Origin of the sequence: Streptomyces xanthophaeus (assembly GCF_030440515.1) — a bacterium.
Taxonomy (GTDB): domain Bacteria; phylum Actinomycetota; class Actinomycetes; order Streptomycetales; family Streptomycetaceae; genus Streptomyces; species Streptomyces kutzneri.
Window position 1 is genome coordinate 4,069,160 of sequence record NZ_CP076543.1, and the last position, 16,600, is coordinate 4,085,759.

The following is a 16,600-nucleotide window of genomic DNA, read 5'->3' on the forward strand; positions in this document are numbered from 1 at the left end:
GCGCGGGGTCCGGGGCGGAGCCCCGGCAACGGCCCCGCACCTGCCCCGCGCCGCACGGCTACAGGCTGCGCAGCAGGACCGCCGGGGATTCGACGCAGTCCGCGACGTAGCGGAGGAAGCCGCCCGCCGTGCCGCCGTCGCAGACCCGGTGGTCGAAGGTCAGCGACAGCTGGACGACCTTGCGGACCGCCAGCTGGCCCTCGTGGACCCACGGCTTGTCGATGATCCGGCCCACGCCGAGCATCGCCGCCTCGGGGTGGTTGATGATCGGCGTGGAGCCGTCGACCCCGAACACCCCGTAGTTGTTCAGGGTGAAGGTGCCGCCGGTCAGATCGGCCGGGGCCAGCTTCCCGGACCGGGCCAGCTCGGTCAGCCGGGCGAACTCCGCGGACAGGGATTCCGGGTTGCGGTGCTGCGCGTCCCGGACCACCGGGACCACCAGGCCCCGCTCGGTCTGCGCGGCGAAGCCCAGGTGCACCGACGGGAGCCGGACGATCTCCTTGGCCGCGAGGTCCACGGTGGAGTTGAGCTCCGGGTACCGGGCCAGGGCGGCCGTGCAGATCCGCGCCAGCAGTGCGAGCACCGAGATCTTGGGCCCGCCCACGGCGTTCATCGCCGCCCGGGCGGCCATCAGCTCGGTGGCGTCCGCGTCGACCCAGCAGGTGGCGTCCGGGATCTCCCGGCGGCTGCGCGACAGCTTCTCGGCGACCGCCCCGCGCACCCCCTTGAGCGGGATCCGCTCGCCCTGTGCCGACACCGCCGTCGCCGGCGCCACCGCGGCCGGCGCCGGCTCGGGCGCCCGCAGCGCGGCCAGCGCCGCCTCGACGTCGGCCCGCAGGATCAGCCCCTCGGGGCCCGACCCCTGCAGCGCGCGCAGGTCGACCCCGCCGTCCTTGGCCAGCTTGCGCACCAGCGGCGAGATCACGGGAACCGGCCCGGCAGGAGCCACCGGGACCGCCGGGACCGCCGGGACCGGAACCTGAGCCGGAGCCGGGGCCGGGGCCGGGGCCGGGGCCGCGACGGGCGGCGCCGAGACCGCGGCGGTGACGGGTCGCACCCGTCGCCGACGCGCCGGACGCGAGTGGTCCTCGCCGTAGCCGATCAGGGGCCGGGGCACGTTGCCGGAGCCCTCGGCCTCGGCCGCCTGCGCGGCCGGGGCCTCCGGGAGCGACGCCGCCCCCACCGCCACGGTGATCAGCGGTGCTCCGACGGGCAGTTCCGTGCCCTCCTCCCCGAAACGGGCGGTGACCACACCGCCGTAGGGGCACGGAACCTCCACCATCGCCTTGGCCGTCTCGACCTCGACCACCGGCTGGTCGATGGCGACGACATCGCCCACCGCGACCAGCCAGCGGACGATCTCGGCCTCGGTCAGGCCCTCCCCGAGATCGGGAAGCTTGAATTCCATTACCTGCGGCATCAGTTCTCCCACTGCAGGCGGGCCACGGTGTCCAGGATCCGGTCCACACCCGGCAGGTGGTGCTTCTCCAGCATCGGCGGCGGGTAGGGGATGTCGAAGCCCGTCACCCGCAGCACCGGCGCCTCCAGGTGGTGGAAGCACCGCTCGGTGACCCGTGCGGCGATCTCCGCGCCCGGTCCGCCGAAGCCGCCGGCCTCGTGGACCACCACCGCGCGCCCTGTGCGGCGTACGGACTCCACGACCGTGTCCTCGTCGAAGGGGACCAGCGAGCGCAGGTCCACGACCTCCAGGTCCCAGCCCTCCTCGCGCGCCGCCTCGGCCGCCTCCAGGCACACCGGCAGCGAGGGCCCGTAGGTGATCAGGGTCGCGCTCGTGCCGGTCCGCCGGACCAGCGCCTTCCCGATGCCCGGCACGACGGCCGGCGCCTCGGGCCGCCAGTCGGCCTTCGACCAGTAGAGCCGCTTCGGTTCCAGGAAGACCACCGGGTCGTCGCTCGCGATCGACGCGCGCAGCAGCCCGTACGCGTCCTCGACCGTCGCCGGGGTCACCACGTGCAGGCCGGGCGTGGCCACGTAGTACGCCTCGGAGGAGTCGCAGTGGTGCTCCACGCCGCCGATCCCGCCGCCGTACGGCACCCGGATGGTGATCGGCAGCGGCATCGCGCCGCGGGTGCGGTTGCGCATCTTCGCCACGTGCGAGATCAGCTGCTCGAACGCCGGGTAGGCGAACGCGTCGAACTGCATCTCCACCACCGGCCGCAGCCCGTACATGGCCATGCCGACCGCCGCGCCCAGGATTCCCGCCTCCGCGAGCGGGGTGTCCGTGCAGCGCTCCTCGCCGAACTCCTTCGCGAGCCCGTCCGTGATCCGGAAGACCCCGCCCAGCGTCCCGACGTCCTCGCCCATCACGTGGACCGTCGGGTCCTCGGCCATCGCATCGCGCATCGCCCGGGTCAGGGCCTGCGCCATCGTCGCGGGCTTGGCCCCCGACTTCGCGGACTTCGCCGCCACCGTCGTCACGCCTGGTCCTCGGCTTCCAGCTCTGCGCGCAGCATGGCCGCCTGCTCCCGCAGCCGGTCCGTCTGCTCCGCGTACACGTGCGCGAACAGGTCCATCGGGTCCACCACCGGGTCCGCGTTCATCCCCTCGCGGAGCGCCGCGGCCATCGCCTCGGCGTCGTCGCGGACCGCCTGGATCGCCGCCTCGTCGATGATCCCGCGGGCGGTCAGCTCACGCTCCAGCAGCTCGACCGGGTCGTGCGCCTTCCAGGCCTCGACCTCGGCGTCGCCGCGGTAGCGGGTCGCGTCGTCGGCGTTCGTGTGGGCCTCCATGCGGTACGTGACGGCCTCGATCAGGGTCGGGCCACCACCCGCCCGGGCCCGCCGGACCGCCTCGGTCAGCACCTCGTGCATGGCGGCGATGTCGTTGCCGTCGACCAGCCGGCCGGGCATCCCGTACCCCACGGCCTTGTGGGCCAGCGTCGGGGCGGCGGTCTGCTTGGCGAGGGGGACGGATATCGCGAAGCCGTTGTTCTGCACGAGGAAGACCACCGGGGCCTGCCAGACGGCGGCGAAGTTCAGCGCCTCGTGGAAGTCGCCCTCGCTGGTGCCGCCGTCGCCGACCATGGCGAGGGCGATGACGTCGTCGCCGCGCAGCCGGGCCGCGTGCGCCAGGCCCACCGCGTGCGGCAGCTGGGTGGCGAGCGGGGTCGAGAGCGGGGCGATGCGGTGCTCGCGCGGGTCGTATCCCGTGTGCCAGTCGCCGCGCAGCAGGGTCAGGGCCTGTACGGGGTCCAGTCCGCGTGCCACGGCCGCCAGGGTGTCGCGGTAGCTCGGGAACAGCCAGTCCTGGTCCTCCAGGACCAGTGCGGCCGCGATCTCGCAGGCCTCCTGGCCGACGGTGGAGGGGTACACGGCGAGCCGGCCCTGCTTGGTGAGCGCCGTGGCCTGGGCGTTGTAGCGCCGGCCGCGCACCAGCTCGGCGTAGCAGCGGCGCATCAGCTCCGGGTCGAGCCGGTCCGCCGCCTCGGTGCCCAGCACCCGGTAGGGCTCGGGGTCCGGAAGCAGCGGCGCGGCGTCCGTGCGGGGGCTCCAGGCGGGCGGCTGGGTGGAACGGTGGGACGCACCGGCACCGGGCAGCTCTTGGACCGTCATGGCGGCGTACACCTCCTCGTGGGAAGCGGGCAGGGGGTGCCCCGGGTGTGAGGCCCCTCACCTACCGATTGTTCGGTTGTCTGCGCAATTTGGCTACAGGCGGCTCCAGGCTGTGGACAAACGGGCGCCGGGGCCCTGGGATGGATGCAGGACGTCCAGGAGAGGGAGGCATCGGGCAATGCCGGATGAACAAATGGCCGGAACGGGTTCCGCACCGGCCGCGCCGGGAGGCGCCCCGGGAGCCGCTTCGGGCCCGCCCGTCGCACCCCGCCCCCTGGATCCGATCGACCGGTCGATCATGCGGCTGCTCCAGGCGGACGGCCGGGCGTCGATACGTTCGGTGGCGGAGCAGGTGCACGTCTCGCGGGCGAACGCCTACGCCCGGATCAACCGGCTCATCGACGACGGGGTGATCCGCGGGTTCACGGCCCGCGTCAACCACGAACGCGCAGGCCAGGGCGCCTCCGCATACATCACCCTGAAGATCGTCCAGAACTCCTGGCGCACGGTCCGCGAGCAGCTGCGCGAGCTCCCCGGCGCGGCGCACATCGCGCTGGTCAGCGGCGATTTCGACGTCCTGCTGCTGGTGCACACCCCGGACAACCGGACCCTGCGCGAGCTGGTCCTGACCCGGCTCCAGGCCATCCCGGAGGTCCTCTCGACGCGCACCCTGCTGGTCTTCGAGGAAACGGATCTCCTGGACACCGGCCCGGGCCCGGGCGGCGGCGCCCCGACGATCGCCGAGGACAGCCCTTAGGCGGGCCTCGGCCGTCCGGGTACGACCGCGGGTACGACAGCGCCCCCGGTGCGGCCCGTACGGCCGTTCCGGGGGCGGTCAGGTGCCCGGAGGGGTCAGCGGGCGGTGCGCAGGCCGTCGAAGGCGAGGTGGACCACCGCGTCGGCGAGCTGGGCGTGGCCGTCGCCCGGGTGCGGGCGGTACCACTCGACCAGGGAGTTGACCATGCCGAAGAGGAGCCGGGTGGCGAGGCGTATGTCCACGTCGGCCCGCAGGTCGCCCTCCGCCGCGGCGGCCCCCAGCAAGTCCGCGACCTGGTGGTCGAACTCGCGGCGGCGTTCCAGCGCCCAGCGCTCGGTGCGGGTGTTGCCGCGTACGCGCAGCAGCAGCGTCACGTAGGGCAGCTCGCCGACCAGTACCTCGACCGTGCGGCGCGTGACGTACTCGACGCGCTCGACCGCCCGGCCGCGCACCGCGCCCGGCTCCTCCAGGATCCCGAAGAGCCCGTCGAGGGCACGGCTCACGGCCCTCCGCAGCAGCTCCTCCTTGCCCGCGACGTGGTGGTAGATCGAGGACTTCGAGATGCCGGCGGCCTTGGAGAGGTGCTCCATCGAGGTGCCGTCGTAGCCGCGCTCGTTGAAGACCTGGACGGCGACCGACAGCAGTGTCTCGGGGGTGTAGGTGTCCCGCTTGGCCGTCGTCATTCGTTCTCCCCCGTGTCGTCCTGGTCGCCCTCGTCGTCGCCGTCCTCGTGGCCGGCCCCGTCGCCGTCCTCGTAGCCCAGTTTGAACAGGGCGAGGGAGGGTGCGTAGCGGCCGCCGGGGACGCGTTCGTCGAGGTTGTGCAGCAGGTCGTAGGCCCAGTCGCGGCCGAGGCGGTCGTGCCATTCGGCCGGCCCCAGCGGGTAGTTGACGCCCAGCCGCATCGCCGTGTCGATGTCCTCGGCGGAAGCGGCCCCCCGGGCGACCGCGTCGGCCGTCAGGTCGATCAGCATCGCGACGGTCCGCGCGACGATCATGCCGGGGACGTCGCCGATCACGGAGACCTGCTTGCCCAGCTTCTGGAAGAGGCCCACCGCCTCGGCGAGGGTCCGCTCGCTGGTGTCCTCGCTCGCGGAGAGCGCGATACGGGTGGCGCCGCGGTAGTCGAGGGCGAGGTCGAAGTAGACGACGTCCGCGAACTCCACCGAGGTCTTGCCGTCCGCGAGGACCAGCTGGCCCTCGCCGGGGAGCTGGATGTACGGGCCGCCCTGCTCGGTGGCTGCGACCGCGATCCCGGCCTCCTCCAGCAGCTCCACCAGGCCTGCGGCCGGGCCGAGGTCGCCGACGACGGTGACCTTGGCCGGGGCCTGCTCGGGCGCGGCGGTGTGCGGGAGCGCGGGCTGCGCGTCCGGACCGTACGGGTACCAGCCGTGCCCGTTCTTGCGGCCGAGGCGGCCCGACTGGACGAGGCGGCGCTGGGCGAGGGAGGGGGTGAACTTCGGGCTGCGGAAGAAGGACTCCCACACCGAGCGGGTCACGGCCTCGTTGACGTCCTGGCCGATCAGGTCGGTCAGCTGGAAGGGGCCCATCTTGAAGCCGCCGCTCTCGCGGAGCACGGCGTCGATGGTGGCCGGGTCGGCGCCCTGCTCCTCGTACACCGCGAAGGCCTCGGCGTAGAAGGGGCGGGCGATCCGGTTGACGATGAACCCGGGGGTGTCGGCGCAGCGGACCGGCGTCTTCCCCCAGCCGAGGACGGTGCGGTACGCGAGCTCGGCGGCGGCCGGGTCGGTGGCGAAACCGCTGACCACCTCGACGAGGGGGAGCAGCGGGGCCGGGTTGAAGAAGTGCAGGCCGAGGAAGCGGCCGGGGTGCGCGAGCCCGGCGGCGAGTTCGGTGACCGAGAGGGAGGAGGTGTTGGTGGCCAGCAGCGCGTCCGGCGCGACCACCTCTTCGAGGGCGGCGAAGAGGGTCTGCTTCACGGTGACGTTCTCGACCACCGCCTCGATGACGAGGGCGGCCCCGGCGAGGTCTGCGAGGTCGCCGGCCGATGCGATCCGGCCGATCGCCTCCTCCGCCTCGGCGCGGTCCAGCCGGCCCTTGGCGGCCATCCGGTCGATCCGGTCCTGGACGAAACCGACTCCGTCGGCGGCGAGCGCGGCGTTGATGTCGTAGATCAGCACGCGGTGACCTGCGAGAAGGGCGACCTGGGCGATGCCCTGTCCCATGGTGCCGGCGCCGACGACCGCCACAGTGCGGGACCGCTCGATTGCTGTCATGCCCTGATCCTCCCGCACACACTTGTCCACAGGTCCGCCGGGCCCTCTTGTCCCGACCGATCGTTCGGTTACTCTAACTCCAGTCTGCTCTTCTTCGCCCGGCTCAACGAGGAGTTGGTCCCTGATGGCCGCCGAGCTCACCGTCCCCCAGCTGTCCGCCAAGCACCGGCCCACCCTGGACCAGGCTCTTTCGGCGATCCGCAGCCGTGCCTACTGGTCCCCGCACCCCGAACATCCCAAGGCGTACGGCGAGACCGCGCCCGCCGACGGGCTCGCCGCCTTCGAAGCCGTCCGCGGCACCCGGCTGGACCTGGGCCAGCCCGGCACCGACGGCTGGACGGGCGCCGAGGTGTCCCCGTACGGCCCGGAGCTGGGTGTCGAGTACCCCCACGTGGATCCGGACGTGCTGCTGCCCGCGATGAAGGCCGGCATGGGTGCCTGGCGCGACGCGGGGCCCGAGGCACGCGCCCTGGTCTGTATCGAGATCCTGGCCCGCATCTCCGCCCGGACCCATGAGTTCGCGCACGCGGTGATGCACACCAGCGGCCAGGCCTTCATGATGGCGTTCCAGGCCGGCGGCCCCCACGCGCAGGACCGCGGCCTGGAGGCCGTGGCCTACGCGTACGAGGAGCAGACCCGGGTCCCGGGCCAGGCCGACTGGTCGAAGCCGCAGGGCAAGAAGGACCCGCTGCAGCTCGGCAAGACCTTCACCGCCGTCCCGCGCGGGATCGCCCTCATGATCGGCTGCAACACCTTCCCGACCTGGAACGGCTACCCCGGCCTGTTCGCCTCCCTCGCCACCGGCAACGCGGTGCTGGTCAAGCCGCACCCGCGGGCCGTGCTGCCGCTCGCGCTGACCGTCAAGGTCGCGCGGGAGGTGCTGGCCGAGGCCGGCTTCGACCCGAACCTGGTGGCCCTCGCGGTCGAGCGCCCGGGCGAGGGCATCGCCAAGGCCCTGGCGGTCCGCCCCGAGATCAAGCTGATCGACTACACCGGGTCCACGGAGTTCGGTGACTGGCTGGAGACCAACGCCCGCCAGGCGCAGGTCTACACGGAGAAGGCCGGTGTCAACACCGTCGTCCTGGACTCCACCGACAACTACAAGGGCATGCTGTCCAACCTGGCGTTCTCGCTGTCCCTGTACAGCGGCCAGATGTGCACCACCCCGCAGAACCTGCTGATCCCGCGCGACGGCATCGCGACGGACGCGGGCCACAAGACCTACGACGAGGTCGTCGCCGACCTCGCGGCCTCGGTCGGTGGCCTGCTGGGCGACGACGCCCGGGCCAACGCGCTGCTCGGCGCGCTGGTCAACCCGGACATCAAGACCCGGCTGGAGGCCGCGGCCGCGCTGGGCGAGGTCGCGCTGGTCTCGCGTGAGGTCGTGAACCCCGAGTTCCCGGACGCGGTGGTCCGCACCCCCGTCATGGTCAAGCTGGACGCCGCCAAGGCGGACCCGGAGGCGCCGTACCTCTCCGAGTGCTTCGGCCCGGTCTCCTTCGCGGTGGCCGTGGACACCACCGCCGACGCCCTCGACCTGCTGCGCCGCACGGTGCGGGAGAAGGGCGCCATGACGGTGGGCGCGTACACCACGTCCCCCGACACCGAGCGGGCCGTCGAGGAGGTCTGCCTGGAGGAGTCCGCGCAGCTCTCCCTGAACCTGACCGGCGGGGTGTTCGTCAACCAGACCGCCGCGTTCTCGGACTTCCACGGCTCCGGCGGCAACCCGGCGGCCAACGCGGCCCTGTGCGACGGCGCCTTCGTCGCGAACCGCTTCCGGGTGGTGGAGGTCCGCCGCCAGGCGTAACCGCGTAGCCGCGTCACTGCAGAACCCCGGCCCGGGTGGACCGCGCCCCCTCCTCCTACTCCTGCCGCTCCTCGGCGAAGAGGCGGGAGGAGGCGTCCACCTGGGCCATCCTGCGCAGGGCCGCGAACACCGCGTCGCCCACCACCGTGCCCACGACCACCGCCTCGACCAGGCCCTCGCGGTCCGCATGGCGGGCCGTGTACTCCAGGTCCACCCGGGCCACCCGCTCGGCCGCGTCGGCGTAGTCGTCGAGCAGTTCGGCGAAGGAGCCGTGGCCCACCCGCGCGAGTGAGGCCAGGGCGGCCGCGAGCGCGCCGGCCGCCTTGTTCCCGGGCTGGACGCACCAGCCACGCGCCTCGATCAGCCGCGCCACCCGTTCCCGGGCCAGCACCGCCTCGGCGTCGTCGTGGCCCGCGCCCTCGCCGTACTCGGGCACCAGCCGCTGCGCCGCGGCGCCGAGCAGCTTGTGCACCGGCCGCTCCTTGTCGTCGATGGCCACGAGGACGTCCCCGATGGCCGCCACCGACAGCCCGCCGACCTCCAGCAGGGCACGGATCAGCCGCAGCCGCCGCTCGTGCCCGTCGTCGTAGCTGGCCTGGTTGGGGCTGCTCAGCTCGCCCGGCGGAAGCAGGCCCTCCCGGACGTAGTACTTGATCGTCGGTACCGGGACCCCGGTTCGGCGGCTCAACTCTCCGATGCGCATGGCGTTTTCACTCGCTTCTTCTCCTTGCCCCGTCCCCGCCCATCATAGATAGTGGGGCTATCAGATAGCGGTGAGCGTCACTATCCATTCTCTTTGGGGGTCCCATGTCTGCGTTACGTACCTGGCACCGTCCGCTGACCGTGTTCGCCGGCGTGATGGCGGTGTGGGCCGTCGGCTCGGCCGTGGGGCTCGCCTTCGACGGCCGCGTGCTGGTCGGCGCCCCGATCTGGGCCAAGCCCTTCAAGTTCGCCGTCTCGTTCGTCGGCTACGCGCTCAGCCTGGCCTGGATGCTCTCCCTGGCCGTCGCCGCCCGCCCTCGCCTGCGCAGGCCCGCCTGGTGGGCCGGTACCGTCGTCGTCGCGGCGAGCATGGTGGAAATGCTGCTCATGACGGGTCAGGTGGTCCGCGGTCGGCAGAGCCACTTCAACCAGCAGACCCCCCTCGACGCGCAGATCTACAGCGCCATGGCCGTCACCGTCGTCGTGCTGTGGACGGCCACGCTGGTCATCGCCGTCCTGCTCTTCCGGTCCCGCGTCGCCGACCGGGCCACCACCTGGGCGATCCGGATCGCCGCCGTCCTCGCCCTCGCCGGCGCGGGACTCGGCTTCCTGATGACCACCCCCACCGAGGCCCAGCTCGCGGTCGACGGCGCACCGGTGGTGGGCGCCCACAGCGTGGGGGTGCCGGACGGCGGGCCCGCCATGCCGCTGACCGGCTGGTCGACCACCGGCGGTGACCTGCGCATCCCGCACTTCTTCGGCATGCACGCCCTGCAGCTGCTCCCGCTGTTCGTGCTCCTGCTGGCCGCCCTCGCCGGGCGCTTCGCCCTGCTGCGCCGGGAGCGGGTGCGGCTGCGCCTGACCCTGGTCGCGGCCGGGGTCTACGCGGCGGTGTTCGCGCTGGTGACCTGGCAGGCGCTGCGCGGCCAGGCGCTGGTCCACCCGGACGGGGCGACGATCGGCGCGGCCGCGGCGATCGGGGCCGGGGGCGTCCTAGGAGTCCTCGCCGCCCTCTTCGCGGGCCGCCGGGGGGCCGCCCCAGTGGAAGAGGGTCATGGCCACGCTGGTGGCGAGGTTGTAGCTGGAGACCTGGGGGCGCATCGGCAGCGAGACGAGGTGGTCCGCCCGGGCGCGGAGCTCCGGTGAGATCCCGTGCCGCTCCGAGCCGAAGGCGAGCAGGGCGTCGTCCGGGAGGGTGAGGGCGCGGATGTCCGCGCCCTCGGGGTCGAGCGCGTAGAGCGGCCCGGGCGGCAGCTCGTCCAGTGCGAGGCGCTCGACGGTGGTGGCGTAGTGCAGCCCGGCCCCGGCCCGGACCACGTTCGGGTGCCAGGGGTCGAGGTCTCCGCGGGTCACGACGCCGGTGGCCCCGAAGCCGGCGGCGAGCCGGACGACGGCTCCGACGTTGCCCAGATTGCGGGGGTTGTCCAGGACGACGACCGGCGCCGGCCGCGGCATCCGCCCCAGCCCCGCGATGCCGGCGGCCCGGTCGGGCCGTACCGCGAGGGCCGCGACCCCGGTGGGATGCACGCGCGGCAGCACCTCCTTGAGGCCGGCCCGCCGCACCAGCCGCACCACGGCGGCCTCGACGTCCGGAGCCAGCTCACGGGCCAGCGCCCGTACGGCGCCGGGGTCCTCGGCGATGACCATCCGCACATCGGCCCCGAACCGCAGGGCGTGCTTCAGCGCGTGAAACCCGTCGAGCAGCACGAGGTCCCCCGCCTGCTCGGCCTCCCGCCATTCCCGCACCGTGTCGTCCATACCCCGACCCTAAGCTCCGCCGCAGGGCTCGCGGACCGGATGATCCAGCCTCGCCGGCGTTGGAGGCACGGGGTCCGGGGCGGAGCCCCGGGAGCGGCGCCAGGGCGCCGTCAGCGCTGGGCGGGCACCTGCACCGGGACCGGCGCCGGCTCGGCGGGATCGGCCACCGGCTCCTCCGCACGCCGCCGCCGCGCTGCGCACCGGACCCCCACCCACACCAGGAACCCGGTCGGCAGGAACACCGCGTCCGCGGCGATCATCGCCAGCGAGAAGAACGGCAGCCCCAGCAGCACCGCGATCCCCGCGTGCTCCAGCATCATCAGCGCGAGCAGCACGTTCTTGATCCGCCGGTTGAACAGCGTGAACGGAAACGCGACCTGCACCGCCACCGTCCCGTACGACAGCAGCATCACCAGCGTCCCGCTGCCCGCCACCAGCGCCGACAGCGCCGGCCACGGGGTGAAGTAGTCCAGCCCCAGCGGGTAGTACAGGGCCGTCCCGTCCTGCCACCGGGACCCCTGGATCTTGTACCAGCCCGCCGTCGCGTAGATCAGGCAGACCTCCGCCATGATCACCAGCATGCCGGCGTTGTGCAGCAGGTTGGCCAGGACGTCCAAGGCCGCCCGCCCCTCGCCCTGCGGCTCGTAGCGGTCGACCAGCCACCACAGCCCGCAGACCACCCACACCGCCGCGAACGCCGCCAGCCAGCCGTAGCCGAACCGGCCGGTCACCGCGCCGAAGGCGAACACCCCGCCCAGCACGCCCCACAGCACCGGCCCGGCCGCCCCGGCCGTCGCCGAGCCGCGCGCACGGGCCCGGCGCGCGTCCAGCGACCAGACCTGCGCGCACCGGGTCAGCACGAGGTAGACCGCCATCAGGTGGATGACGTTGTCCCCGCCGTCGCCCATGAACACGCTGCGGTTCTGCAGCGACAGCACACCGACCATGAAGAGGACGGACGTCGCCCGCGTCCGCCAGCCCAGCAGCAGCCCCACGCTCGCCAGCACGGACACCAGGTAGACGAGCTCGAACCACAACGAGGAGTCCGACCACATCAGCACCGTGAAGGCGTGGTTGGAATCGATCAGCCGCTCCGCGAGGTGCCAGCTCCACGGCCCGTCCGGCCCGTACAGCTCGGCGCGGTTCGGGAACTCGCGCAGCAGGAAGAAGAGCCAGGTCGCGGCGAAGCCGATGCGGACCACGGCGCTCTGGTACGGGCCCAGCGCCTGCCCCGTGATCCGGGCGGCCGTCCGGGCCGCCGCCTCGCGGGCGCGCCTCACACCGTCCACCACGGCAGCTCCCGGTAGTAGGTCTGGGTGTCGGTGGTCTCGGTGCTCCACTTGGGCGCGGGCACCGCCGTGGTCGCCGAGCGCAGCTGGATCCGCAGGAGGATCCCGTCCCGCGAAAACGGGGGGAGCCTGTTCAGCGCGATCCGCCGGAGGTACTCCTCGGACAGCTGCCCGCGCTCGCCGTTCGGCTTGTTGTCCTCGTCGTGGGAGCCGGTGAAGAAGTCCCAGGCGCGGCGGAGCTCGTTCTGCCGGGTGTGGCTCGGCAGCAGGCTGTGCCGGATGGCCTCGCCGTCCTCGGCGCTCAGGTCGCGCCAGGGCGTGGTGACCACCTCGCCGTAGCCCATCCTGACCTCCGCGCGCACCTCCACCGCGATGTTCTGCTGCAGCGGGTTGGGGGCGAAAAGCTTCCAGTTCTGTTCGAACTCGGGGTAGACCCAGCCGTCGATCGTCTTCGCGTGCTGCTTGCTGACGGTGTTGCTCGGGGCCACGTGCAGGAAGACGAGGGCGAGGTGCGTACAGGCGGCCACCGCGATCACCCCCAGGGCCAGGGCGGTCACGACCCGGTACGGGGCGGACAGACCGGCGATTCCGGGCGTCCGCGGGGGTGGCGGAGCGGCCCCTCCGACGGGCTCGTGCTCGTTCGAATCCATCCCCACCCGATCGTCCGGCATCCACAGGGTTGACCTCAGAGGTTGACACCCTACGGGCCGCCGACCCACCATTGAAGCGTATGAACCGAACGATCGGTCGGTCGGGCGGACGACGGACTCTGGCAGGGGGCCGGAATGGTGGCAGTGACCCCGGAGACGGGGCCGGACACGGCCCTCGGGACAGACGGGACGGACGGGACAGGCATGACCGCTGACCTGGGCGCACAGCTCGCGGCGGCATTCGACGCGGCCGTGGCGGCCGACGAGCGCGTGGAGCCGCGCGACTGGATGCCGGACGAGTACCGCGCCTCCCTGGTGCGCCAGATGGCCCAGCACGCCCATTCCGAGATCATCGGCATGCAGCCCGAGGCCAACTGGATCACCCGCGCGCCCTCGCTGCGCCGCAAGGCGATCCTGATGGCCAAGGTCCAGGACGAGGCCGGCCACGGGCTGTACCTCTACAGCGCGGCCGAGACCCTCGGCACCAGCCGCGACGAGCTGCTCGACAAGCTCCACTCGGGCAAGCAGAAGTACTCCTCGATCTTCAACTACCCCACCCTGACCTGGGCGGACGTCGGCGCCATCGGCTGGCTCGTGGACGGCGCGGCGATCACCAACCAGGTGCCGATCTGCCGCTGCTCCTACGGGCCCTACGCCCGCGCCATGGTCCGGATCTGCAAGGAGGAGTCCTTCCACCAGCGCCAGGGCTTCGAGCTCCTCATGGCCCTCTCCCAGGGCACCGAGGAACAGCACGCCATGGCCCAGGACGCGGTCGACCGCTGGTGGTGGCCCTCGCTGATGATGTTCGGCCCGCCGGACGACGAGTCGGCGCACTCGGCCCAGTCGATGGCCTGGCGCATCAAGCGGCACTCGAACGACGAGCTGCGCCAGCGGTTCGTGGACATCGCCGTCCCGCAGGCCGAGTCCCTCGGTCTGACCCTGCCCGACCCGGACCTGAAGTGGAACGAGGAGCGCGGACACCACGACTTCGGCGCCATCGACTGGGCCGAGTTCTGGAACGTGCTCAAGGGCAACGGCCCCTGCAACGAGCAGCGGATCGGCCAGCGGCGCAAGGCCCACGAGGAAGGCGCCTGGGTGCGCGACGCGGCCGCCGCGTACGCGCGCAAGCAGACGGCACAGCAGGTGGCACAGCAAGCGGCGAAGCACGCCGGACAGAACGAGGAGGCACGGGTATGACGCAGAACTGGCCCCTGTGGGAGGTCTTCGTGCGTTCGCGCCGCGGCCTCTCGCACACGCACGCGGGCAGCCTGCACGCCCCCGACGCGGAGATGGCCCTGCGCAATGCCCGCGATCTCTACACCCGGCGCAACGAGGGCATCTCGATCTGGGTGGTGCCCTCCACCGAGATCACCGCCTCCTCCCCGGACGAGCGGGACCCCTTCTTCGCGCCGTCCGCCGACAAGCCGTACCGGCACCCCACCTTCTACGACATCCCGGAGGGGGTGAGCCACCTGTGACCAGCACCGACACCACGCGCCTCACCGGCGCCGGCGCCGCGGCGGCACTCGCGCTCGGCGACGACGCGCTGATCCTCTCCCACCGCCTCGGCGAGTGGGCCGGACACGCCCCCGTCCTGGAGGAGGAGGTCGCCCTCGCCAACATCGCCCTCGACCTGCTCGGCCAGGCCCGGATCCTGCTGTCCCTGGTCGGCGACGAGGACGAGCTGGCGTACCTGCGCGAGGAGCGGTCCTTCCGCAACCTCCAGCTGGTCGAGCAGCCGAACGGCGACTTCGCCCACACCATCGCCCGGCAGCTCTACTTCTCCTTCTACCAGCACGAGGTCTACGGGGAGCTCGCCCGTGGCGACGGCCCGTTCGCGCCGCTGGCGGCCAAGGCCGTCAAGGAGACCGCGTACCACCGCGACCACGCCGAGCAGTGGACCCTGCGGCTCGGGGACGGCACCGAGGAGAGCCGCACCCGTATGCGGGCCGCCCTCGACGCGCTGTGGAAGTACACCGGCGAGATGTTCCAGCCGGTGGACGGGCTCGACGGCCTGGACCTGACCGCCCTGGAGCAGCGCTGGCTGGCCGCGCTGACCGGCGTACTGGAGCGGGCCGGCCTCGACCTGCCCCAGGGGCCGCGCACCGGTGCCTGGGCGGCCGGAGCCGGACGGCAGGGCCTGCACACCGAGTCCTTCGGCCGGATGCTCGCCGAGATGCAGCACCTGCACCGCAGCCACCCGGGGGCCTCATGGTGACCACCGACGCCGGAACGACCCGCCTGGAGGCGGAACTGGCCACGCTGGCCGGCTCCGTCCCGGACCCGGAGCTGCCCGTGCTCACCCTCGGTGAGCTCGGTGTGGTGCGCGGGGTGCGGATGCACGAGGACGGCCACGCCGAGGTCACCCTGACCCCGACCTACACCGGCTGCCCGGCCATCGAGGCCATGTCCGCGGACATCGAGCGGGCCCTGAACGGCCACGGCATCCCCGAGGTGCGGGTGACCACCGTGCTCGCCCCCGCCTGGTCGACCGACGACATCAGCGCCGAGGGCCGCCGCAAGCTCGCCGAGTTCGGCATCGCCCCGCCCCGGCCGCACGCGGCCGGCGGACCGGTCCCGCTCACCCTGTCGGTCCGGTGCCCGAACTGCGGATCGACCGACACCGAGCTGCTCAGCCGCTTCTCCTCCACCGCATGCAAGGCGCTGCGCCGCTGCACCGCCTGCCGCGAACCGTTCGACCACTTCAAGGAGCTCTAGATGGCCGCCCCCCGCCACGGCGCGTTCCACCCGCTGACGGTGGCGGCTGTCGACCGGCTCACCGACGACTCGGTGGCACTGACCCTGCGGGTTCCCGAGGAGCTGCGCGAGGACTACCGGCACGCCCCGGGCCAGCACCTGACGCTGCGCCGCGCCGCCCCCGAGGGCGGCGCCGAGGTCCGCCGCACCTACTCGATCTGCTCCCCGGCACCGTCCGCGGACGGCCCGGGCCCGGAGCGGCTTCGGGTCGGCGTGCGGCTGGTGGAGGGCGGCGAGTTCTCCACCTTCGCCCACAAGGAGATCGCCGCCGGGGACGTGCTGGAGGTCATGGTCCCGGCCGGGCGCTTCGTGCTCGAGCCCGCCGCCGCCCCGGCCGCGGGGCACTACGCGGCGATCGTCGGCGGCAGCGGCATCACGCCCGTGCTGTCGATCGCGGCGAGCCTGCTGGCCGCCCGGCCCGACGCCCGTTTCTGCCTCGTGCGCAGCGACCGTACGGCGGCCTCGACGATGTTCCTGGACGAGGTCGCCGACCTCAAGGACCGGTATCCGGCGCGGTTCCAGCTGGTGACCATCCTCTCCCGGGAGGAGCAGGAGTCCGGGCTGCCCTCCGGGCGGCTGGACGAGGAGCGGCTGGCGGCCCTGCTGCCCGCGCTGCTGCCGGTGACGGAGGTGACGGGCTGGTTCCTGTGCGGCCCCTACGGGCTGGTGCAGGGCGCGGAGCGGGCCCTGGGCGCGCTCGGCGTCGCACGGACCCGGGTGCACGAGGAGATCTTCCACGTCGAGGACACCGCGCCGACCGCCCGCCCCGCGGGTTCCCCGGCCGCCGCGCACGGCCGGGTCACCGCACGGCTCGACGGCCGTTCGGGCACCTGGCCGGTCCAGGACGGCGAGTCCCTGCTGGACGCGGTGCTCCGCAACCGCGCGGACGCCCCGTACGCCTGCAAGGGCGGCGTCTGCGGCACCTGCAGGGCGTTCGTGGTCTCGGGCGAGGTCCGGATGGAGCGCAACTTCGCGCTGGAGGCCGAGGAGACGGAGGCCGGATTCGTCCTGGCCTGCCAGTCGCACCCGGTCACGGAGGAAGTGGAGATCGACTTCGACCGCTGAGCGGAAC

At 73.0% G+C, this 16,600-nt stretch carries 16 protein-coding genes and 1 pseudogene; 8 read left to right on the top strand and 9 right to left on the bottom strand.

Annotated elements, in window-relative coordinates; all coding sequences use genetic code 11:
• Nucleotides 1–58: 58 nt before the first annotated feature.
• Genes KO717_RS17880 through pdhA form a run of 3 tightly spaced genes read right to left on the bottom strand, consistent with a single transcriptional unit; the run spans nucleotide 59 to nucleotide 3,572 of the window.
• Nucleotides 59–1,420: a dihydrolipoamide acetyltransferase family protein gene (locus tag KO717_RS17880; RefSeq protein ID WP_301368821.1), complete on the bottom strand. Its 1,362-nt coding sequence runs from the start codon at nucleotides 1,418–1,420 to the stop codon at nucleotides 59–61.
• Nucleotides 1,420–2,388, bottom strand: a complete 969-nt coding sequence (locus tag KO717_RS17885; protein ID WP_301374582.1) for an alpha-ketoacid dehydrogenase subunit beta — start codon at nucleotides 2,386–2,388, stop codon at nucleotides 1,420–1,422. The genes KO717_RS17880 and KO717_RS17885 overlap by 1 nt, the downstream gene beginning before the upstream one ends.
• Before the next feature lie 47 nt (nucleotides 2,389–2,435).
• A complete protein-coding gene (pdhA, locus tag KO717_RS17890; protein ID WP_301368823.1) occupies nucleotides 2,436–3,572 on the bottom strand; it encodes a pyruvate dehydrogenase (acetyl-transferring) E1 component subunit alpha in 1,137 nt (378 codons plus the stop codon).
• Between the two features lie 178 nt (nucleotides 3,573–3,750).
• On the opposite strand from pdhA, the gene KO717_RS17895 reads away from it, so the two are divergent.
• Nucleotides 3,751–4,329, top strand: coding sequence for an Lrp/AsnC family transcriptional regulator (locus tag KO717_RS17895; protein ID WP_437184523.1), 579 nt, complete (start codon nucleotides 3,751–3,753; stop codon nucleotides 4,327–4,329).
• A gap of 95 nt (nucleotides 4,330–4,424) precedes the next feature.
• Here KO717_RS17895 and KO717_RS17900 read toward each other — a convergent pair whose 3' ends face one another.
• Nucleotides 4,425–5,012 (bottom strand): TetR/AcrR family transcriptional regulator, encoded by a 588-nt coding sequence (locus KO717_RS17900; RefSeq protein ID WP_301368825.1) that lies wholly within the window; start codon nucleotides 5,010–5,012, stop codon nucleotides 4,425–4,427.
• Nucleotides 5,009–6,565, bottom strand: a complete 1,557-nt coding sequence (locus tag KO717_RS17905; RefSeq protein ID WP_301368826.1) for a 3-hydroxyacyl-CoA dehydrogenase — start codon at nucleotides 6,563–6,565, stop codon at nucleotides 5,009–5,011. The genes KO717_RS17900 and KO717_RS17905 overlap by 4 nt, the downstream gene beginning before the upstream one ends.
• A 124-nt stretch (nucleotides 6,566–6,689) precedes the next feature.
• On the opposite strand from KO717_RS17905, the gene paaN reads away from it, so the two are divergent.
• The gene (paaN, locus tag KO717_RS17910; RefSeq protein ID WP_301368827.1) at nucleotides 6,690–8,372 is read left to right on the top strand and encodes a phenylacetic acid degradation protein PaaN; all 1,683 of its coding nucleotides are present in this window, start codon (nucleotides 6,690–6,692) and stop codon (nucleotides 8,370–8,372) included.
• A gap of 55 nt (nucleotides 8,373–8,427) precedes the next feature.
• On the opposite strand, the gene KO717_RS17915 is transcribed toward paaN, so the two are convergent.
• Nucleotides 8,428–9,075, bottom strand: a complete 648-nt coding sequence (locus KO717_RS17915; RefSeq protein WP_301368828.1) for a MerR family transcriptional regulator — start codon at nucleotides 9,073–9,075, stop codon at nucleotides 8,428–8,430.
• 104 nt (nucleotides 9,076–9,179) lie between these two features.
• Here KO717_RS17915 and KO717_RS17920 point away from each other — a divergent pair.
• Nucleotides 9,180–10,115: pseudogene (locus KO717_RS17920) on the top strand (hypothetical protein); the annotation flags it as partial.
• Here KO717_RS17920 and KO717_RS17925 read toward each other — a convergent pair.
• From KO717_RS17925 to KO717_RS17935, 3 genes are all read right to left on the bottom strand, one after another.
• On the bottom strand, nucleotides 10,068–10,832 hold the full coding sequence (locus KO717_RS17925) for a TrmH family RNA methyltransferase (RefSeq protein WP_367401530.1): 765 nt from the start codon (nucleotides 10,830–10,832) through the stop codon (nucleotides 10,068–10,070). The pseudogene KO717_RS17920 and the gene KO717_RS17925 overlap by 48 nt on opposite strands.
• 110 nt (nucleotides 10,833–10,942) lie before the next feature.
• Entirely contained in the window at nucleotides 10,943–12,121 is a 1,179-nt protein-coding gene (locus tag KO717_RS17930; RefSeq protein ID WP_437184524.1) for an HTTM domain-containing protein, read from the bottom strand.
• A complete protein-coding gene (locus KO717_RS17935) occupies nucleotides 12,109–12,771 on the bottom strand; it encodes a DUF5819 family protein (protein ID WP_301368831.1) in 663 nt (220 codons plus the stop codon). Before KO717_RS17935 ends, KO717_RS17930 begins: the two co-directional genes overlap by 13 nt.
• 135 nt (nucleotides 12,772–12,906) lie before the next feature.
• Between KO717_RS17935 and paaA the strand changes: the two genes are divergently transcribed.
• The 5 genes from paaA to paaE are packed head-to-tail and all read left to right on the top strand — an operon-like array spanning nucleotide 12,907 to nucleotide 16,593.
• Complete coding sequence (gene paaA, locus KO717_RS17940; protein ID WP_437184525.1) at nucleotides 12,907–13,968, top strand: 1,2-phenylacetyl-CoA epoxidase subunit PaaA; 1,062 nt, start codon at nucleotides 12,907–12,909, stop codon at nucleotides 13,966–13,968.
• The gene (gene paaB / locus KO717_RS17945) at nucleotides 13,965–14,249 is read left to right on the top strand and encodes a 1,2-phenylacetyl-CoA epoxidase subunit PaaB (RefSeq protein ID WP_030817166.1); all 285 of its coding nucleotides are present in this window, start codon (nucleotides 13,965–13,967) and stop codon (nucleotides 14,247–14,249) included. The genes paaA and paaB overlap by 4 nt, the downstream gene beginning before the upstream one ends.
• On the top strand, nucleotides 14,246–14,989 hold the full coding sequence (paaC, locus tag KO717_RS17950; RefSeq protein ID WP_301368838.1) for a 1,2-phenylacetyl-CoA epoxidase subunit PaaC: 744 nt from the start codon (nucleotides 14,246–14,248) through the stop codon (nucleotides 14,987–14,989). The genes paaB and paaC overlap by 4 nt, the downstream gene beginning before the upstream one ends.
• A complete protein-coding gene (gene paaD, locus KO717_RS17955; RefSeq protein ID WP_301368840.1) occupies nucleotides 14,983–15,489 on the top strand; it encodes a 1,2-phenylacetyl-CoA epoxidase subunit PaaD in 507 nt (168 codons plus the stop codon). The genes paaC and paaD overlap by 7 nt, the downstream gene beginning before the upstream one ends.
• On the top strand, nucleotides 15,490–16,593 hold the full coding sequence (paaE, locus tag KO717_RS17960) for a 1,2-phenylacetyl-CoA epoxidase subunit PaaE (protein ID WP_301368842.1): 1,104 nt from the start codon (nucleotides 15,490–15,492) through the stop codon (nucleotides 16,591–16,593).
• Nucleotides 16,594–16,600: the final 7 nt, after the last annotated feature.

Coding starts and splice junctions, on each gene's coding strand:
- paaA (WP_437184525.1), top strand. CDS start 12,907: ATGGTGGCAGTGACCCCGGAGACGGGGCCGGACACGGCCCTCGGGACA.
- KO717_RS17880 (WP_301368821.1), bottom strand. CDS start 1,420: ATGCCGCAGGTAATGGAATTCAAGCTTCCCGATCTCGGGGAGGGCCTG.
- paaB (WP_030817166.1), top strand. CDS start 13,965: ATGACGCAGAACTGGCCCCTGTGGGAGGTCTTCGTGCGTTCGCGCCGC.
- KO717_RS17895 (WP_437184523.1), top strand. CDS start 3,751: ATGCCGGATGAACAAATGGCCGGAACGGGTTCCGCACCGGCCGCGCCG.
- KO717_RS17900 (WP_301368825.1), bottom strand. CDS start 5,012: ATGACGACGGCCAAGCGGGACACCTACACCCCCGAGACACTGCTGTCG.
- pdhA (WP_301368823.1), bottom strand. CDS start 3,572: ATGACGGTCCAAGAGCTGCCCGGTGCCGGTGCGTCCCACCGTTCCACC.
- KO717_RS17885 (WP_301374582.1), bottom strand. CDS start 2,388: ATGGCGCAGGCCCTGACCCGGGCGATGCGCGATGCGATGGCCGAGGAC.
- paaN (WP_301368827.1), top strand. CDS start 6,690: ATGGCCGCCGAGCTCACCGTCCCCCAGCTGTCCGCCAAGCACCGGCCC.
- paaD (WP_301368840.1), top strand. CDS start 14,983: ATGGTGACCACCGACGCCGGAACGACCCGCCTGGAGGCGGAACTGGCC.
- KO717_RS17925 (WP_367401530.1), bottom strand. CDS start 10,832: ATGGACGACACGGTGCGGGAATGGCGGGAGGCCGAGCAGGCGGGGGAC.
- KO717_RS17935 (WP_301368831.1), bottom strand. CDS start 12,771: ATGGATTCGAACGAGCACGAGCCCGTCGGAGGGGCCGCTCCGCCACCC.
- KO717_RS17915 (WP_301368828.1), bottom strand. CDS start 9,075: ATGCGCATCGGAGAGTTGAGCCGCCGAACCGGGGTCCCGGTACCGACG.
- KO717_RS17905 (WP_301368826.1), bottom strand. CDS start 6,565: ATGACAGCAATCGAGCGGTCCCGCACTGTGGCGGTCGTCGGCGCCGGC.
- paaE (WP_301368842.1), top strand. CDS start 15,490: ATGGCCGCCCCCCGCCACGGCGCGTTCCACCCGCTGACGGTGGCGGCT.